Here is a 17,804-nt window from a genome sequence, read left to right as displayed (position 1 = left end):
CCCCTTTACTAGCGTTTGAATTATGCTATAATATCTGCAGGGCTTTTCCGCAAAAGGAACCGGCAGAAGAGCCGAACAACCAACACATTTTGAGGAGGAAATATACTTATGGCAAGAAAATGGGTTTATTTGTTTACCGAAGGTAATACAAGCATGAAAAACCTGTTAGGAGGAAAAGGCGCCAATTTGGCAGAGATGACAAATTTAGGTCTTCCAGTTCCCCAGGGATTTACCATAACAACAGAGGCTTGTACTCAGTACTATGAGGATGGCGAAAAGATCAATGATGAGATCATGAACCAGATCATGGAGCACATCACAAAGATGGAAGAGATCACCGGAAAGAAATTTGGTGATAAGGAAAATCCTCTTCTGGTTTCTGTTCGTTCCGGTGCAAGAGCATCCATGCCCGGTATGATGGACACCATCTTAAACCTTGGTTTAAATGAAGAAGTAGTGGAAGTTCTGGCTGCAAAATCCGGCAATCCGCGTTGGGCCTATGACTGCTACCGCAGATTTATCCAGATGTTCTCCGATGTAGTTATGGAGGTTGGCAAGAAGTTCTTTGAAGAGCTCATTGATAAGATGAAAGAAGAAAAGGGCATTACAGAGGACGTAGATTTAACGGCTGAGGATTTAAAAGAGCTTGCTCATCAGTTCAGGGCTGAATACAAGGAGAAGATCGGAGTTGAATTCCCGGCAGATCCAAAGGTACAGCTCATGGAAGCTATCAAGGCTGTTTTCCGTTCCTGGAACAACCCAAGAGCAAACGTATACCGCCGCGACAACGATATCCCATACTCCTGGGGTACTGCCGTTAACGTTCAGATGATGGCCTTCGGAAACATGGGCGAGACCTCTGGTACCGGCGTTGCATTTACCCGTGACCCAGCAACCGGAGAAAGACACCTTATGGGTGAGTTCTTAATGAACGCACAGGGCGAGGACGTAGTTGCCGGTATCCGTACTCCTCAGAAGATCGAGCAGTTAAAGGAAGTTATGCCGGAAGCTTATGAGCAGTTCATAGGAATCTGCGACAAGCTGGAAGATCATTACAGAGATATGCAGGATATGGAATTTACCATTGAAGATAGAAAGCTTTACATGCTTCAGACCCGTAACGGCAAGAGAACAGCTAAGGCTGCTTTAACCATTGCTTGTGACTTGGTTGACGAAGGCATGATTTCAGAGGAAAAGGCAGTTAAGATGATTGATCCCAGAAACTTGGATACCTTACTCCATCCTCAGTTTGATACAGAAGCATTAAAGAGGACAGAACCAATTGGAAAGGCTCTGGCAGCATCTCCGGGAGCTGCATGCGGCAAGGCCGTATTTACAGCAGACGAAGCAAAGGCATGGCATGAAAGAGGCGAGAAGGTGGTTCTGGTTCGTCTTGAGACTTCTCCGGAAGACATTGAAGGAATGAAAGCCGCTCAGGGTATCTTAACCGTACGCGGTGGTATGACTTCTCATGCAGCCGTTGTTGCCCGCGGTATGGGGACATGCTGTGTATCCGGCTGTTCCGAAATCGTTATGGATGAAGCGAACAAGAAATTCACCCTGGCTGGCAAGGAATACCATGAAGGAGACTGGATTTCTCTTGATGGTTCCACAGGAAAGATTTATGACGGCGTTATCCCTACCGTAGATGCTTCCATTATCGGAGAGTTTGGAAGAATCATGGCATGGGCAGACAAATACAGAAGGCTGAAAGTAAGAACCAATGCGGATACACCGGCTGATGCAAGGAAAGCAAGAGAACTGGGCGCAGAGGGAATCGGTCTTTGCCGTACCGAGCATATGTTCTTTGAAGGAGACAGAATCGACGCATTCCGTGAGATGATCTGCTCCGATACCGTTGAAGCGAGAGAAGCAGCACTGGAAAAGATCCTTCCGGTACAGCAGGGCGACTTTGAGGCACTTTACGAAGCTTTGGAAGGAAATCCTGTTACCATCCGTTTCTTAGATCCGCCTCTTCATGAGTTCGTTCCAACAGAGGAAGATGATATTAAGAAGCTGGCAGACGCACAGGGCAAGACCGTGGCTCAGATCAAGAGCATCATCGATTCTTTACACGAGTTCAACCCAATGATGGGACACCGTGGATGCCGTCTGACAGTTACCTATCCTGAGATTGCAAGAATGCAGACAAAGGCAGTGATCCGCGCAGCCATCAACGTACAGAAAGCACATTCTGACTGGAACGTTTGCCCGGAGATCATGATCCCGCTGATCTGCGATGAGAAGGAATTAAAGTTTGTTAAGAAGATCGTTGTTGAGACTGCTGATGCAGAGATCGCAGCAGCAGGAAGCAGCTTAAAGTATGAAGTGGGTACCATGATCGAGATCCCAAGAGCATGCCTGACCGCTGATGAGATTGCCAAAGAAGCGGAATTCTTCTGCTTTGGTACCAATGACTTAACTCAGATGACCTACGGCTTCTCCCGTGACGATGCAGGCAAGTTCTTAAATGCTTACTATGACACCAAGATCTTTGAGAGCGACCCATTTGCAAAGCTGGATCAGATCGGTGTTGGCAAGCTTATGGAGACAGCAATCAAGTTAGGCAAGAGCATTCGTCCGGACATGCATGTTGGTATCTGCGGCGAGCACGGCGGAGATCCTTCTTCCGTAGAATTCTGCCATAAGATCGGTCTGGATTATGTGTCCTGTTCTCCATTCCGTGTGCCGATTGCAAAGCTGGCAGCAGCGCAGGCGGCGTTGAACCAAAGATAGGCGAACGCATTTTTGTGTTTAACCTCTTAATTGACTACGAAAAAGCAAGGCTATTTCGGGAAAAGTCTGGAAAGTATTTAAGACGAAGTCAATGGCATGATATTCTTGTAAACGTGTATGTAAGATAAAATAATAAATGGCTTTTAAAAGAAGTTGTCTAGGCGTAGTATTACCCTAGACAACTTCTTTGGCATTTATACTCAACACAAGGCTCTGCCTATATTTGACCATCTTTTTAACTTTTTTGGCAAAACTCCCAGTGCCTTGTACATACAGAGTTTCTAATCAAATAACTTCCTTGGCATCTCGCCACTTCTATGGCGAAAAAAGACTGGATCGTCATTGATCCAGTCATATATATTCAATGTTTAATTGTTGTCCTGTTTATCAATATCTTCTTCTATGGGAAACGGAAGTGCTTCTGTGTCAAGTATATCATTATGGACAAAGCCTTTAATATCTTCAATAGATGTCGGATTAAAGTATTCTTCCGTAGTGAACTGCTTACAGGTATTTGTGTCAGTATAAATTTTTACTGTATTAATTCGTCTAATGAAAGCGTTATAACTCTCTGGTTGTTCGGTTTGAATGTTCTTGTATTGCTCGTTTAGAGATATATTGCTGATAATATAGATTTTAGTATAACAAGCAACTTTATCTGCATATCGGCAAGGCAGATTAAGAGGGTACCCGTCCAGCAGAGTCAACATACTCCCAATTTTCAAGTCAGACCTGAATTCTTCAAAGATAATAACATCCTGTTGCTGATAACTGTCAAAGGGGTGCTGATAGTTTATAACTCTAAATACATTTTCATAACCGTATTGCTCCATAATACTTCTTGTTTTTCCTGCTCCAGTTTTTCCATATATATATGTTACTTCTAATTGTCGGAATGTATTCTTAAACTTTTCTTCAAGGACGGTTTGTCTTATTTTGTTGATGGTATCAAGCTTACTGGCGTAATCACAATTAATTTCCAACAGTTCATAATTGCTTTTTCCATCTTTTATTTGATGATACAAAGCTTTTAAATCATTCCTTTTCCCTTGGGATTCTTCTGGTATTATGCCAAATTCAAAGTGTGTATCTTTTAAATTTGTATCTTCTTTTTCATTACCTTTCCATTTTCCGATCTTAAAAACATAATCTCTGTTTTGTTTAACAGTTCCTTCTGCTTTATCAATGTGGGCGATTTCAAATCTATTTTTAACAGTAGAAAAGCGTATCGTACTTTTAGCGTATATAAATATATGTATATGAGATGTTTTTTCTTTTAATCCAATCTCATGAGACATACAATAATAAGTCACAGATTTTAAGTCGGCTAATATGGTTTTAATGATGTCATCGCTTATTCCTTTTTCTTCTGGATTATTAATTGTTAGCAACCATTTGTTGCTTTTTACTCCTTCGATATAAATGCTCCTTTCAAATATAGTTTTTTAGTTTCACTATATTATACAAAGTTATTCTTAAATTACAAGTATTTGAAAGGTTGATTAAAATAAAAAAAAGCCCAAGTACGAATCTTGGACTTTTAGATGCTTATTTAATCAAATAAGTAATGCTATTACCATTTTTTATAGCCTTAATCTGATAGCTGCCAGCTTGAACATAATCATTATGATTTATATTGGAATCACCTTCAAATGAATTATATAGTTCATTATATAATTCTTCATAATTTTTACCTGTTAATCTTAATAATTCCTTTAAACCTTTTTGATTTACAGAATTTGTAAGACGTACACCAATATCAACAGTATAACCATCAGAAGTTTTAGTTAAAATAATTCCATCATTCCCATAAATGGCTTGATTGGTATAAACTGAAATAAGTTGTGTTCTGTCACCAACTGACATACCAGCACTTTTTGCTTCATCTAAAAGTTTTTTACCTTGTAATGTAATATCTGAAACAGTTTCACTTGATACATTCCAATTTCCAGATTTATAATCTTTATTAGAATCTCCTATTACATTCTTCCATTCGCCCTTATTATCTACAAAATATCCATCAGGAGTTTCTTTGTCGGCAAGCATATAATAATCGTTTCCTAAATAATAATATTTTTCGTTATCTATAATCCAACCAGTTGCGTAGCTTCCATTTTCATTTATATACTTCCAACCTTTAGTATCTTGTTCCCATGTTCCAGCATAGGAAATAATAGTTGTGGCAATAACCAACCCTGTTGTTAAAAGTAAGGCAAATAAACATTTATTCTTTTTCATATTTTTCCTTTCTGACTATCTAATAATGTAAGTCATATAGTTGGAATTTTTTACTGCTTTAACCTGATGATTACCAATAATTTCAAATGTTTCATAGTTGATTTTGCTTCCCGATGTTTCATAGCTCTGGAAAATAGCTTCATACAACTGGTCGGAATTAGAACCAGTTAATTTTAACAATTCTTTTAATCCTTTTTTATTATAAGACTGTAATCTTACGTAAATATTTAATTGACATTCTCCACCATTTTTAATTAATTCAATGTTAGGAGCACCAGTTTCAATATCGAAAGTAGCTTTATTTTCATAAACATGTAGAACGCTATTTTCTACTGGTCTTCCAGAAGCTCTTAATTCATTAGCAATTGAATCTCCTTGTTTTCTTATTTCTTCTACAACACTAGTGCTAACTCCCCAATTACCAGTAATTAAAGCCCCGTCCCAACTTCCATCACTTAAAAGTTTATAACCGTCTGGACTAATTGTATCAGACAACATATATCCATCGTCACCTATGTAATAATACTTTTCGTTGTCTAAAATCCAACCAGTTACATCTTGATTATTTTCATTCTGATATTTCCAACCATTATTATCTTTATGCCATATTCCAGCATGAGCAATAATGAATGTGGATAAAGTAAATGTGGCTGATAGTGCAAACGTTATAAAAATATTTATCTTCTTCATACATACCTCCCTATTCAAAAGTGATTTATATATTTTTTTCACTCATATTTTACCATTAATCATCAAAAAATTCAATAAAATGCTTTTCCATATTAATTTAATTTAATAATATAATGTTTCAATTTTTTATATTTGAATATTTATGTTTCCATAATCAAAAAAGTATAGTTTAAAAATCTACATATAATTATACTTTTCTAAACATATCTAATCAGCTATATTATAGGCAAATACTACCTTCCCCAAAATGTCATACTATTCTTTTTTATTGCTCCACGCCGTATAAACTACGCAATGTAAATATTACGTTTCACTTATATTTACAAAGCTGGTTTAAACGTTTTTCACTTTGTGAAAAATACGCTTAACCCTACGGGCAAATTTATATAGAACATAAATTTGATTTCCTATTTTCGTTTCATTTCATTTCACAAAAATTTTCCTTACAGAAACTGGAAATTTTAGCTAGCGTGGAAGTGCTTTCTCTACTTTGTTGGTGTTCAACCACATTTTTTTATAAATTATCACCTCATTATCTACAATATACAATGAGGTGATAAATATAAAAAATAAAAACAAAGATAGAAATAAAGTTAATTTTCAAAATCCGAAAGTAAAGCAATTGATAAACTTTTTGCAATTAACAGAAAACAAATTAACGAAACAAAACATTTATGAACTTGGAAATAAAGATATCTTCTATCAGTTAAAAAACAGCAATTATATTAAGCAAACAAGTCAAGGTGTATTTCAGGGAACAAAATTATTGCGTAACAAGATTGAAAAGCAGATAGGAAGCCAATTTGGGAAAGGCTCAAGCTTGCAACATAGTCAAAAGATATTAACTGTTGCTAAGTGCATTCCGATAGAAATAATTCAGAATAGGCAGTTTAAAACAGGCACTGAGATAGATAAGGAGTTTCAGAAATATAAGAAAAGTACTGAATTTAAGCAGAGGACAGAGAAACAAAGGCAAGAGTATGAATCAAAAATCAATAATCTGAATCAGCAGCATTTTCAAATGCAAAATTCTTCGGAGATATCACTAAGAGAAAAACTTCAGGAAAATATTACATATCTTAAGAAAATGGAAAATTTAACTCGCTCACTCGTTATTATAGAAGAAAAACGCTACTCCATTCCAGATTTTTCTTTCTTGTGTTCTAAGCAAGAAAGCTTCAAATTTCTTGAGAATTTGTCAAAAGCTAGCATTCATGCGGGTTTCCGGTGTTTTGATAAAACCAATATAAAAGAGGAAACCCACATGAACAGTATGAAAGAAATTATTAAACAATCAGAATCAAACATAATCAGATTTACGATAGAAATTGTGACTGATTCCTATGGAAAAGAGGACTTAGAGCGCCACTATCTATATGATCAGGTCACTCAAACTCATACAATATATGTATAAATTATGAAAGGAATTTTTTATGAATCAATACATTGAAAATGTCTTAAATGATAAAAAACAAACTGATGAACGTATCAGAAAAACATTAAGAACCATTGGAATAATGCCAGATATGAATAACCCTGCAAAAAATATTAATTTAATTGAGGAAATGATTTTAAAAATAATATATCTTCACAAGGTGTTTTTTCTTGAAGAAATGGTAGAATTATTTACTTTTTCTTATGGCAAACAGCAAATAGAAGAGATTATGATAAAACTCGAAAAGAAGAAATATATTACATGTAAGATAGACCGAGAGTTTGGCAAGTGTTTTTGTTTGACTAAAAACAGCTTATTCTATATTAAATATAATCCTATTTACATGAAAGGAAATATTATAGAAGTGCAAATAAATGATGATAAGTTTCCAAGTGAAAGTTTAATAAAATACAAAATATTATCTAAACTTACCAGTAATTATGTGTTCTCGGTTATGACAAATTATCTATATGATGAATTTAAAAACATTTCTAAAAAGGAAAGAAGAGAATATAGTAGATTACAATTTCTAAAACATTTTCTTTATAAAGACTATTTAGAAAAGAAAGAGAATGAACGAATTGATATTTTAAACGAATTAAAAATTACAGAAGAAGAAACCAGCAAATTTTTATCAGTCAATAAATATTCCGAAGAATTAGCACAGATATTTGCAGAAAAAAATATTAATTTCTTTGGATATGAAAAATTGGATAATGATATGGAATACAGAAAATATAGAGCATGTATTTTGCACTACTGCTTAAAAAAAGAAACAAAAAGTAAAAAAATGACCTTTGCATTTTTAAAAGATTTTATTTCTGAAAAAAATAAGAAAGATGTATTGCAAGAAATACTAAATATTATATTATCTATTTCAAACAACTATATGAGAGGAGAAAACAAAGAGTTACTATATTCTTTCTATCATGAGCATAAAAATGAAGTGTATAAAAATCAATATTTGTTATATATGATTCTTGAAAAACAAAAAATATTAAAAATAAATCATCAAAAACTTTTACATTCTGATACGAATAAATCTTTTGACGAATTAAAAGAAATCAACTTCAATATTGAGGAACTTAGAAAATACATTAAATCTGAATCTGATAAAATTAAAATTCTTGGAACAAACTTTCAATTTCCTGTTTATGAAAAAATTGAAGCGAATGGATTGGTTAGATTTAAAGAACAAAATATTACTTTATCAAGTTTAAGTGAAAGAAGTGTTTTTATATCTCATATTGGGAAAGGACAACATAAAAATATTATTGAGTTTGCAATTATTCAAACCCGTTCTCAAGGTTTTACTTTTGATAATCTATTTTCCAAAATTGAATCTTGCTTTATTTTATGGTGGCATATATTCAACACAAATTCATATGAGTTTCGTATAACAATATATACGGAAGGAGAAAATAGAAAACAAGATATAATTCAAATTATGGATAATTTGAAAAATCGATTTGAACAAATTCCAGAGTATAAAATACTGTCTTCTTTATTTTATGATGTAATCTTTGTTAAAGATTGTAAAACTATAAATTATGAAAGATATGAAGTGTATAATTTTATAAAGGAACAGATGGAAAATTTATCGTAATCGTTATTTATCATATCTATTCTTTCAAAAAAACTAAAGGCTAAAGTGAATTGCTTTGCAAGCCTTTAGTTTTTTTGATTTCATAGATGAGTTGTAATCAACGATTAAGATAAAATGTGCTAACACAAATATTTAGTTATAAAAAAGCATTTAATGCTTATTATATATTATGAAAAAACTCTTTTACATTTTTGCGGAAATTGATAAAGAGAAAAGTGCTATATGGCATTTATTAAAAATATCAAAGGAGAAAATAATATGAAGGTATTTGTTCAAAGTTTAAAATCGTTTAATGAAGGAATGGTTGTAGGGGTATGGATAAAGCTTGGTGATAATCATAAAAATTTAACAAAAGTTTTAAAGGAAAAATTGAATTGTCAGGATGGAGAATATAATATTATTATTTCAGATTATGATTTGACAGATTTGTTATATGAGCCATCAGAATATGAAAATATATTCAGACTGAATCGCTTAATAAGAGTCTTCAACAAACTGAATATTCACGAACAAGATGTAGTTAATGCAATTATTGATGGCGAATTTTTTTATGATTTGGAAGAAGCGTTGGAACATAAGGACTGTTTTGTTCTTCATACGGATATCCAAAGTGATGCAGATTTAGGACATCATTTAATTGAAAAAACAGAGAGTTATGAAATACCAGATTTTATTAAGCCATACATAAAATTTGAAGAATTTGGTAGAGATGAAAAAATCAACTCGGGAGGTAGCTTCACAATGTTTGGATATTTAGAAGAGCTTTGACACAAAATGCTAGCAGAACAATATTAAATTTCCAAGTGGCATATCTCACGAAAAATATTTATTTCTTTATTAGTTTTTAACAAAAATAAAATAGTTATATTTTTTTATGGCATTTTTTGAGTTTTCAGATTATAACAAATTTATAGAGTTGAAATTTGACTTTACAAAATAAATAATTTGGAGATAAACGATAAAATGAGTAATATTGACACATCAAGAACAGCGATAATGCTAATTAAAATCTTATATAAACAAGGAAAAATTAATGAGCAAACTTATAAAAATGTAGTGAAAAAGTATGATGAGAGTTCTCAAAATGGGAACTCTTCTTTTCTAATTATAGTGAAATTTATTGTTCTTGCTATTAAGTTTGTTATAAAAATGGTTTTTAGAAAGGTGGATTTATAAATATGGAAGATAGAACAATTCAAGTAAGAGAGAGAAGTAGAAGAGTCGCATTTTATGCGAGGGTAAGTACAGAACATGAAGCACAGATATCAGCACTGCAAAATCAAATTGAATGGTATGATGATTTATTGAAGTATCATAATAACTGGACACTTATAGATAAATATATTGATGAAGGAATAACTGGAACACAGGCAAAAAAAAGACCTGCTTTTTTAAAAATGATGGAGGATGCAAAATATGGAAAGTTTGACTTGATCGTTACTAGAGAAGTATGCAGGTTTGCTAGAAATACAGTAGATGTTCTTGTTTGTACTCGTGAACTGAGTACCAATGGTGTAGAAGTTTATTTTGTACAAGATAATATTTGGACTATGGATAGTGACGGAGAAATGAGATTATCCTTTATGGCAACATTTGCACAAGATGAAAGTAGAAGAATCTCTATTCGTACCAGAGCTGGACAGTATACCAGCAGGCAAAGAGGTGTTATCTATGGTAATGGCAATATTTTAGGCTATGATAGAAAAGATGGCACTTACATAGTAAATCAAGAACAGGCAGAAACTGTTAAGATAATTTATAAGTTGTACCTTGAAGGTTTGGGGACAAAACGAATTATAAACCAGTTGCTGATAAATAAACGGAAAGATACATCTGGGAATGTTGCATGGTCGGCATCAAAAATCAACAGAATATTACGTAATTGCACCTACACAGGCATACAAGGATATAAAAAAAGTCAAGTGAACGATTTTTTAGAGCAAAAGCGGATTAATAATCATGATGAAAGCACTTATGAATATAAGAAGTCAAATTATGAACCAATTATAAGCAAGGAGGATTATGACAAAGTACAAGAAATAAGATTATCAAGACGGATTGTTCTTGAAGATAAAGGTTCTTTTAATAAGCAAAAGAGTTTGATAATTGGTAAGAAAGAATCTTCTGATGTATGGTTAAAGAAACTAAGGTGTTCTTGTGGTTCCACCTTTAGAAAGAACAAGTGGAGAACAAATAAAAACTCAGGAGAACAAGTATTTGGTTATCAATGCTACAATCAGGTTAATAATGGTAGTAAAGGTTTTAGAGAAAAAAATGGGCTTGATGTTGCGGGGTATTGTGATATACCAATGGTTGCGGATTGGAAACTGGATTGCATGGCTTCATATCTAATTGATAAAACCTGGACAAATAAAAAAGAGTCAGTTATTACCGCTTACAACATGATTGCAGACTGCTATGAAGAGGAAAGGAAGGATAACACCAAAACAATAGAAGAAATCAATAAAGAAATGACGTCCCTTGTAAATAAAAAAGAGGTCTATATAGAGATGAGGGCAGATGGTGAGTTAAGCAAGGAAGAGTTTATTAAAACAAAAGAAAAAATTGAAAGTAAGATTTCAGAGCTAAAGGAAGAAATTGAGTTATTACAAAATAAAGAGGAAGTTCAAATAAATAAAGATGATATGCTTGCAGAGATTAAAGTTGCACTAGAAGAACTTTCTGACTTTTCTGATGGCAAAGTTCAAAAAGAAATAATAGACAAATTTGTTGAGAGAGTCACTCCAGTGAATGGAAACAAACAATTTGACTGGACATTGAACTTTGAAAATGTGTATAATCAAAGAACATCGTGTATGGTAGAAGGGCGAAAAAACAACCCGTCTATGTATATTATGGAAAATGGCGAAAAAACACCTATCAAGGTCCCGTGCAGCGCAGGCAGCTCTTAACGAGAAATAATTGTTAAATCTCTTGAGTGTATATGATATAATGCACTAAGGTAAAAGATAATAATTCTATATGTATGGACAAAGAGAAGACCCCAGGAGTACAAGTCCTGGGGTCTTTCTTAAGCTAATTGTCCCTGTCATCGTTTCTCTGGCTATTTGCAAATGAAGCAGACAACAACACTTGTTATGGTAATACTCAGATAAAAATTCTACGATGCTGTATATTTACAACACAAAAGATTTTGGGGAACATAATCCCCCATTCTCTGATTTCCCATTGATACTCTTTTGTGATTGCAAGGTGGAGACTCTCTGCGAATATATTTCCCCGGGCAAGAATTATGGAACGGGAAATATTGGCAATACTTTCTATATGATTCAAATAAGCAGGAAAAACGGAGGAAAGGTGTATGAGAATTCCAAAGCACATCGGAATCATACCAGACGGAAACCGCCGATGGGCCGTTGATAAGGGAATGGGAAAAGAGGCCGGGTACGACAATGGAATATCCCCTGGAATGGTCCTTTATCATCTTTGCAGAAAGCTGGGAATAAAGGAAATGACCTTTTATGGGTTCACAGTAGACAATACAAAGCGCCCCACAGTCCAGAGAGAAGCTTTTTCAAAGGCCTGTGTAAAGGCAGTGGAGGAATTGGCAAAGGAAGATGCGGAACTGCTGGTTTTGGGAAAAACAACGTCTGCCATGTTTCCGGAGGAACTGAAGCCCTATACCAACAGGCACCAGTTTGGAAATGGCGGGATAAAAATCAATTTTCTGGTGAATTATAGCTGGGAATGGGATCTGGGACTTCACGACGGAGCCATAGGCCCTGCATTAAAAACCGCCGATGTATCCAGAATCGATCTGGTGATCCGGTGGGGAGGACGCAGAAGGCTGTCCGGTTTTTTGCCGGTACAGTCTGTTTATTCGGATATGTATGTTATCGATGATTACTGGCCTGATTTTACCCCTCAGCACGTATACGATGCCATTGACTGGTATTCCCGGCAGGACGTGACCCTGGGAGGGTGAGAGGGCAGGCTCAATCAGGAGATGCTCCCCATCTGCAGGGAAAAGGCAGCTTTGGCCAGGACAGCGGCCGTTATCGTAATGATAACGGCCGCTGTGTTTATGAAGGAAACGGAAAGTTCCGGATCCTGCACTTGGGCTTAAGCCTATGAGGCATGTACATAGGAAAAAACAGTGGAAAGTCATTTCTTCATAACCGTAAGGAATTGCCGGATATTGCAATAAAAGGAATAGGGATTTCTAAAATTTGGCATACTACTGACTGAATAATATTTTATATGGAGGTAACTATGCCAGAAACGGTTTTAGAGAAAACAGAGGGACGGGTAAGCTATCATGATTCCGTAGAAGAAATGCTGGTGAGGATACGGGATGATGGCTTATCAAGCGTATTTTCCAGATGGGATGAGCAGGAAAAGATACGGTGTAAATTTTGCCTGCAGGGATTAAGCTGTCAGTTGTGCACCAGTGGGCCCTGCAGGCTCAACGGGGAAAAGGGACCGGAAAAAGGTGTCTGCGGAATCGGTCCCGATGCCATGGCCATGAGAAATCTTCTCATGAGAAATATCATGGGAGCAGCCACCTATGCCCATCATGCATATGAAGCCTTCCGGACCTTAAAGGAAACAGGGAAGGGCAATACGGTTTTCCAGATCAAAGACGTTGAAAAGTTAAAATGGATGTGTGAAAAGACCGGAATCGATACAAATCAGGATGTGAACCAGATGGCTATTTGTCTGGCAGACTTTCTTGACCGGGAAATGAAAATAGGCCCTGACGAGGAAAGTGTTATGGTGGAGGTATTTTCCCCGAAGAAACGAAAAAAGATTTGGGAAGGCTTACACATATACCCCTCCGGTGTTGAACATGAAGTGCAGAACAGCATTGCAAGCTGCCTTACAAACGTGGATGGAGATTACGTTTCTCTGGCAACAAAAGCCTTGCGCTTAGGTCTGTCCACGATTTATACCGCCCAGATCGGCCTTGAAATGACCCAGGATATTTTATTCGGAACGCCCATGCCTCATGAAGTGGATGTGGATTTGGGAATTATGGATCCGGATTATGTTAATATTGCATTTAATGGACATCAGCCGTGGATTGGAATCGCCGCTTTACAGATGGCAAGGAAGCAGGAGTTTCAGGATCTGGCCAAACAGGCAGGGGCAAAGGGGATCCACATTGTGGGGTCCATAGAAACAGGGCAGGAAATGCTCCAGAGGTTTGAAATGGATGATGTGTTTGTAGGTCTTATGGGCAACTGGCTGGCTATTGAGCCGTTTTTGGCAACAGGGACTGTGGACGCATTTGTCATGGAGGAGAATTGTTCTCCGCCGGCCATTGACCAGTATGCGGAAAAATACCAGGTTGCCCTGGTAAGTGTCAGCACGATCATCGGCGTTCCCGGAACAGAACACAAAATGCCCTATTATCCCCAAAAGGCGGAAGAGATGGCGGAAAAATGCATTCGCATTGCCATTGATAATTTTAAGAAAAGGCACAAGCAAATCAAACCAATGGTGCCCAAGTACAAACAAAAGGCCATTGCCGGTTTTTCCACGGAAGCGGTGTTAGGTGCTATTGGAAATGATTTAAATAATCTGGTGGATGTGATCGCAAAAGGCCAGTTAAAGGGAATCGTGGCATTAGCTAACTGCTCCACATTAAGAAACGGCCCCCAGGATTGGAACACGGTGAATTTAGCAAAGGAACTGATTAAAAAAGACATCCTCGTGGTGGCAGGAGGCTGTGGAAACCATGGGCTGGAAGTTGCGGGAATGTGCAATTTAGATGCCATCAATCAGGCGGGAGAAGGTTTGCAGGGAGTGTGCAGGGCTCTAGGAATCCCCCCGGTGTTAAGCTTTGGAACCTGTACGGATACGGGAAGGATGTCCATGCTTGTAACGGCCCTGGCTGATCACCTGGATGCGGACATTTCCGATCTGCCCATCGCTGTAACCGCGCCGGAATGGATGGAACAAAAGGCGACCATAGACGGCTTGTTTGCAGTAGCATACGGAGCTTATACCCATCTGTCCCCAACACCTTTTATCACCGGCGCACCAGAACTTGTTAAATTATTCACAGTAGACGTGGAGGCCTTAACCGGAGGAAAAGTGGCTTTGGGAGATGATCCGGTGCAGGTGGCAAAGGATATTGAAGATCATATCATGAAGAAAAGAAAGAAAATGGGTTTGAGCTAGATTTCAGGCAGGAAAAGAAATGATCCTGAAAAAGATGAATATATGTTTTAAGGGGGTATCAGAAAGAAGGCTTCGGCAATTTTGCCAAGGCCTTCTTTTTACTCTGTACAGACTGAAAATCTTATCCTTATTTATAAATTTATAGTTTCAAAAAGACCCTTGACAGGAAAGAAAGACAGAGTTATAATGCAAACATATGTTCGATAAAGGAGATGCGTATGGTAAAAAGAATGCCAACCCATTGTAAGGATGAAACCTGTGCCTCCTGTGTTGTCGCAGGTGATACGATCTATCTTGCCCATCATGCCGGTGGTTTTTCGGTACCGGATATTGCCCACCAGACAAGGGCAGCTTTTGAATCCATGAAGGCGACACTGGCCTCTGTGGGAGCCACACTGGACGATGTGGCCCAGATTAATTATTACATACGTGATACTGAAAATTTCAGGAAAGGTGCGGATGTGTTTGCTGAGTATTTCAGGCAGGGCGGAGTGGCACGTATGACGATTACCAGTGATTTTATAGATCCCAGGTGTCTGTGTATGATTGACGGCATTGCCTATAAGCCGTCTGAAAAAACACTGGATACCAATTAAGTGATCTGAGAAAAGTCAGGATATACAAAGCCATATTGATGTTCAGCCACCATTTTCACATCCTTGGTCTGCTGAAAACAGGGCTGTATTTCCCCATTTTCAGCAAAGTAATTACAAAAGTCAACGGTAAACAGCTTTGACAGAATCCATTCCGCAAGATCAGGGGACAGTGTGTTTTTTACAGCGATAAAAGAAGGAACGGTTAAGGCTCCCTCTTTCGGATACCGGAGTGAAAGCAGTGTTTCATCTGCCCGGAAAGCAAAGATGGAGGGAGTAATTGCCGCAGGGTTGAGTCCTTTTTGGACACTTTGGAGAGATTGGACCGGCATATCCAGTATCGTGGCATTTTCCATAAACAGATCAGTAAACTCTTTGCCGTACAGCCAGGTAAGCTGTTTAAAAACGCCCCGCCCGGCTGAGTTTGCCTTTCCTCCCAATGCCTTGGGATACACTGCCAGTTCTTTAAATGTTGCGGGCAAAGGCTGACCGGCCAATAACTGTCTGTTGAATACCATGATAAGGGGGATCACTAAAAAAGGAAGAAGACGCTTGTCCTGACAGAGATTGCTGTTTCGGATCTCCTCTTTTAATGGAAGCAGGTCCTGTATTTCCAGCAGGTCTTCTTTAAACAAACCATAGATCTCCGGATCTTCAAACACCTCTAAATCGGTGGACACGATGATATCCGGTGTGATCCCGGTGTTTTTTACCTCTTCTGACAGTTTTTTCGGATATCCAAGACCAAAATATTCCGTTTCCAGCAGGATGTCATGTTCTTTCAGAAGCAATGTTACCTCTTCTATATGTTTCTTTTCATACCGGTGCAGGACACAGATATTATTCCAGTACATACTTATTTTACGCATAATTCACCGACTCTCATCTTTCTCTGCATTTCTACGATATATTGCTGATATGTATGCAGGCGTTCCCAGGTTTCCTGTTCTTTTTCATTTCTTTCAATTACCGATTGTATTCCGCCGTTTTTCATACAGATCCGGCAGTCACTCATTAACGCTGTGTGTGGGTCGTGTGTGGCGATCAGTACCAGTTTCTGTTTTTTAAGCAGCAGATGCAAAGCTTTTTCTTTATGGATACCGGCATTTTCCACTTCATCAATCAGGACAATTGGACTTTCACACAGAACGGCTACATCAGCGATCATCAGGGAGCGGCTTTGGCCCCCGCTTAAAAGATTTAAGCTGTCACTCCTGTGCAGGTGTTCGGGAGTAATGGTATTGGCCTGGTCAATGACTTCCGGAAGAACCCTATGCCAGTCCCGCTGCCGGCAGGTACAGTGCATGCGGATAAATTCCTCTACCGTCACATCTAATACAAAACGCATATTCTGACTGAGATGGGCGATCAGGTGCCTGGACGTATTAAATCGGGTTTGTCTTTCCGGTACCTTTCCGTTGACCCATATATGCCGCCCGGAGACTGTGTCACCGCAGGCCAGTTGTTCTAAATCCTGAATCAGCCGGCTTTTCCCGGAACCGGTATGGCCTACAACTGCGTACAACTGTCCGGGCTTCATGGTAAGGGGAGAAAAAGATTCCGGCTGTCCGTCTTTATTGCGGCCGGGGATAATTGTCAATTCATGAAACACAGGGCACCTCCATAAAATCCATTTTTTCTACAATTCCCTGCTGGTACATGATGCCGATCCGCTTTTCTCCCACACAGTAAGAGCAGACACCGGCGGGCATGGTGTGACGCAGGGTGTCATTGCTGTCCCAACCGGTTTCAGGGAGGTTTTCTAAGTACTGGAAGAGAAGTCCGCTGCCGTAACCGGATAATCCGTCTACAGGAAAGATATGAGCGGTTGGATTTAAGAGACTTATATTATAGTGGATAATTTCTTTTTCTGCCTGTGAAACCATATCGATCTTGGTCATGAGGATGATATCGGCGGTTGTCAGCATTGGTCCCAGTTTTTGGGGGGAACGCAGGCTGCCGGTACAATCTGTCACACAGATACTGACCGTGTGAACGGTGGCAGGTGAACAGCGGTTGCAAAGTCCGGCAGTTTCAATAATCAGATATTGGGTTTTCTGCTGTTCATTCCAGGCGATCATTTCCTCCAGGTTTGAAACCAGAAAATGATCCGGGCATATATCACCGGATAAGCCCAGGGTAAAGGGAACCCCCAGAGCCTGATAGGCAGCCGGATCATCGGAATGCAGACAGTCAATCTTGCAGACAGAGGAGCGCTTACCGGCAGACTGAATATGCCGGATCAGATTTATGGCGGCCAGAGTCTTGCCGGTGGCAGCTCCTCCGCTAATGAGAATTATTTTACTTTTCATTTTGTCCGTCTCCTTATATAATAATAGTATTTCCAACGTATTATAGC

Annotated in this window: 16 protein-coding genes; 10 read left to right on the top strand and 6 right to left on the bottom strand. The window is 37.8% G+C overall.

The window, feature by feature from the left end; all coding sequences use genetic code 11:
- The first annotated feature begins 108 nt into the window (after nt 1–108).
- Nucleotides 109–2,736: a pyruvate, phosphate dikinase gene (ppdK, locus tag ACYVD3_RS11350; RefSeq protein WP_460642627.1), complete on the top strand. Its 2,628-nt coding sequence runs from the start codon at nt 109–111 to the stop codon at nt 2,734–2,736.
- A gap of 368 nt (nt 2,737–3,104) precedes the next feature.
- On the opposite strand, the gene ACYVD3_RS11345 is transcribed toward ppdK, so the two are convergent.
- The 3 genes from ACYVD3_RS11345 to ACYVD3_RS11335 form a co-directional block, all read right to left on the bottom strand.
- Nucleotides 3,105–4,127, bottom strand: a complete 1,023-nt coding sequence (locus ACYVD3_RS11345; protein WP_460642626.1) for a replication protein — start codon at nt 4,125–4,127, stop codon at nt 3,105–3,107.
- Between the two features lie 157 nt (nt 4,128–4,284).
- Nucleotides 4,285–4,974 carry a hypothetical protein gene (locus ACYVD3_RS11340; protein ID WP_460642625.1) on the bottom strand — a complete coding sequence of 230 codons (690 nt, stop codon included), beginning with the start codon at nt 4,972–4,974 and terminating at the stop codon, nt 4,285–4,287.
- Nucleotides 4,975–4,989: 15 nt separating this feature from the next.
- The gene (locus tag ACYVD3_RS11335) at nt 4,990–5,664 is read right to left on the bottom strand and encodes a hypothetical protein (protein ID WP_460642624.1); all 675 of its coding nucleotides are present in this window, start codon (nt 5,662–5,664) and stop codon (nt 4,990–4,992) included.
- Between the two features lie 553 nt (nt 5,665–6,217).
- Between ACYVD3_RS11335 and ACYVD3_RS11330 the strand changes: the two genes are divergently transcribed.
- From ACYVD3_RS11330 to ACYVD3_RS11290, 9 genes are all read left to right on the top strand, one after another.
- Nucleotides 6,218–7,078, top strand: a complete 861-nt coding sequence (locus ACYVD3_RS11330; RefSeq protein WP_460642623.1) for a hypothetical protein — start codon at nt 6,218–6,220, stop codon at nt 7,076–7,078.
- Between the two features lie 19 nt (nt 7,079–7,097).
- Complete coding sequence (locus tag ACYVD3_RS11325) at nt 7,098–8,705, top strand: PHP domain-containing protein (RefSeq protein ID WP_460642622.1); 1,608 nt, start codon at nt 7,098–7,100, stop codon at nt 8,703–8,705.
- Between the two features lie 222 nt (nt 8,706–8,927).
- Nucleotides 8,928–9,473, top strand: a complete 546-nt coding sequence (locus tag ACYVD3_RS11320; protein WP_460642621.1) for an antirestriction protein ArdA — start codon at nt 8,928–8,930, stop codon at nt 9,471–9,473.
- A gap of 195 nt (nt 9,474–9,668) precedes the next feature.
- Nucleotides 9,669–9,881, top strand: coding sequence for a hypothetical protein (locus tag ACYVD3_RS11315; RefSeq protein ID WP_460642620.1), 213 nt, complete (start codon nt 9,669–9,671; stop codon nt 9,879–9,881).
- A gap of 2 nt (nt 9,882–9,883) precedes the next feature.
- On the top strand, nt 9,884–11,617 hold the full coding sequence (locus ACYVD3_RS11310; protein WP_460642619.1) for a recombinase family protein: 1,734 nt from the start codon (nt 9,884–9,886) through the stop codon (nt 11,615–11,617).
- Between the two features lie 410 nt (nt 11,618–12,027).
- A complete protein-coding gene (locus tag ACYVD3_RS11305; RefSeq protein ID WP_460642618.1) occupies nt 12,028–12,651 on the top strand; it encodes an undecaprenyl diphosphate synthase family protein in 624 nt (207 codons plus the stop codon).
- On the top strand, nt 12,648–12,800 hold the full coding sequence (locus ACYVD3_RS11300; protein ID WP_460642617.1) for a hypothetical protein: 153 nt from the start codon (nt 12,648–12,650) through the stop codon (nt 12,798–12,800). Before ACYVD3_RS11305 ends, ACYVD3_RS11300 begins: the two co-directional genes overlap by 4 nt.
- A 138-nt stretch (nt 12,801–12,938) precedes the next feature.
- Entirely contained in the window at nt 12,939–14,852 is a 1,914-nt protein-coding gene (gene cooS, locus ACYVD3_RS11295; RefSeq protein WP_460642616.1) for an anaerobic carbon-monoxide dehydrogenase catalytic subunit, read from the top strand.
- Between the two features lie 218 nt (nt 14,853–15,070).
- Nucleotides 15,071–15,448: a RidA family protein gene (locus ACYVD3_RS11290; RefSeq protein ID WP_460642615.1), complete on the top strand. Its 378-nt coding sequence runs from the start codon at nt 15,071–15,073 to the stop codon at nt 15,446–15,448.
- On the opposite strand, the gene ACYVD3_RS11285 is transcribed toward ACYVD3_RS11290, so the two are convergent.
- The 3 genes from ACYVD3_RS11285 to ACYVD3_RS11275 are packed head-to-tail and all read right to left on the bottom strand — an operon-like array spanning nt 15,445 to nt 17,757.
- Nucleotides 15,445–16,314, bottom strand: coding sequence for a hypothetical protein (locus tag ACYVD3_RS11285; RefSeq protein WP_460642614.1), 870 nt, complete (start codon nt 16,312–16,314; stop codon nt 15,445–15,447). The two genes, ACYVD3_RS11290 and ACYVD3_RS11285, sit on opposite strands and share 4 nt — an antisense overlap.
- Nucleotides 16,302–17,057 carry an ATP-binding cassette domain-containing protein gene (locus ACYVD3_RS11280; protein WP_460642613.1) on the bottom strand — a complete coding sequence of 252 codons (756 nt, stop codon included), beginning with the start codon at nt 17,055–17,057 and terminating at the stop codon, nt 16,302–16,304. The genes ACYVD3_RS11285 and ACYVD3_RS11280 overlap by 13 nt, the downstream gene beginning before the upstream one ends.
- Entirely contained in the window at nt 17,047–17,757 is a 711-nt protein-coding gene (locus ACYVD3_RS11275; protein WP_460642612.1) for a GTP-binding protein, read from the bottom strand. The genes ACYVD3_RS11280 and ACYVD3_RS11275 overlap by 11 nt, the downstream gene beginning before the upstream one ends.
- Nucleotides 17,758–17,804: the final 47 nt, after the last annotated feature.

The sequence above is a fragment of the Lacrimispora brassicae genome, from assembly GCF_054772055.1.
The sequence above is the reverse complement of the archived record's forward strand: the minus strand, read 5'-3'. Positions and strand labels throughout refer to the sequence as shown.

What these genes read in the sequence shown, in the direction of transcription:
- ACYVD3_RS11305 (WP_460642618.1), top strand. Translation starts at nt 12,028, where the DNA reads ATGAGAATTCCAAAGCACATCGGAATCATACCAGACGGAAACCGCCGA.
- cooS (WP_460642616.1), top strand. Translation starts at nt 12,939, where the DNA reads ATGCCAGAAACGGTTTTAGAGAAAACAGAGGGACGGGTAAGCTATCAT.
- ACYVD3_RS11335 (WP_460642624.1), bottom strand. Translation starts at nt 5,664, where the DNA reads ATGAAGAAGATAAATATTTTTATAACGTTTGCACTATCAGCCACATTT.
- ACYVD3_RS11320 (WP_460642621.1), top strand. Translation starts at nt 8,928, where the DNA reads ATGGCATTTATTAAAAATATCAAAGGAGAAAATAATATGAAGGTATTT.
- ACYVD3_RS11290 (WP_460642615.1), top strand. Translation starts at nt 15,071, where the DNA reads ATGGTAAAAAGAATGCCAACCCATTGTAAGGATGAAACCTGTGCCTCC.
- ppdK (WP_460642627.1), top strand. Translation starts at nt 109, where the DNA reads ATGGCAAGAAAATGGGTTTATTTGTTTACCGAAGGTAATACAAGCATG.
- ACYVD3_RS11310 (WP_460642619.1), top strand. Translation starts at nt 9,884, where the DNA reads ATGGAAGATAGAACAATTCAAGTAAGAGAGAGAAGTAGAAGAGTCGCA.
- ACYVD3_RS11340 (WP_460642625.1), bottom strand. Translation starts at nt 4,974, where the DNA reads ATGAAAAAGAATAAATGTTTATTTGCCTTACTTTTAACAACAGGGTTG.
- ACYVD3_RS11285 (WP_460642614.1), bottom strand. Translation starts at nt 16,314, where the DNA reads ATGCGTAAAATAAGTATGTACTGGAATAATATCTGTGTCCTGCACCGG.
- ACYVD3_RS11325 (WP_460642622.1), top strand. Translation starts at nt 7,098, where the DNA reads ATGAATCAATACATTGAAAATGTCTTAAATGATAAAAAACAAACTGAT.
- ACYVD3_RS11275 (WP_460642612.1), bottom strand. Translation starts at nt 17,757, where the DNA reads ATGAAAAGTAAAATAATTCTCATTAGCGGAGGAGCTGCCACCGGCAAG.
- ACYVD3_RS11315 (WP_460642620.1), top strand. Translation starts at nt 9,669, where the DNA reads ATGAGTAATATTGACACATCAAGAACAGCGATAATGCTAATTAAAATC.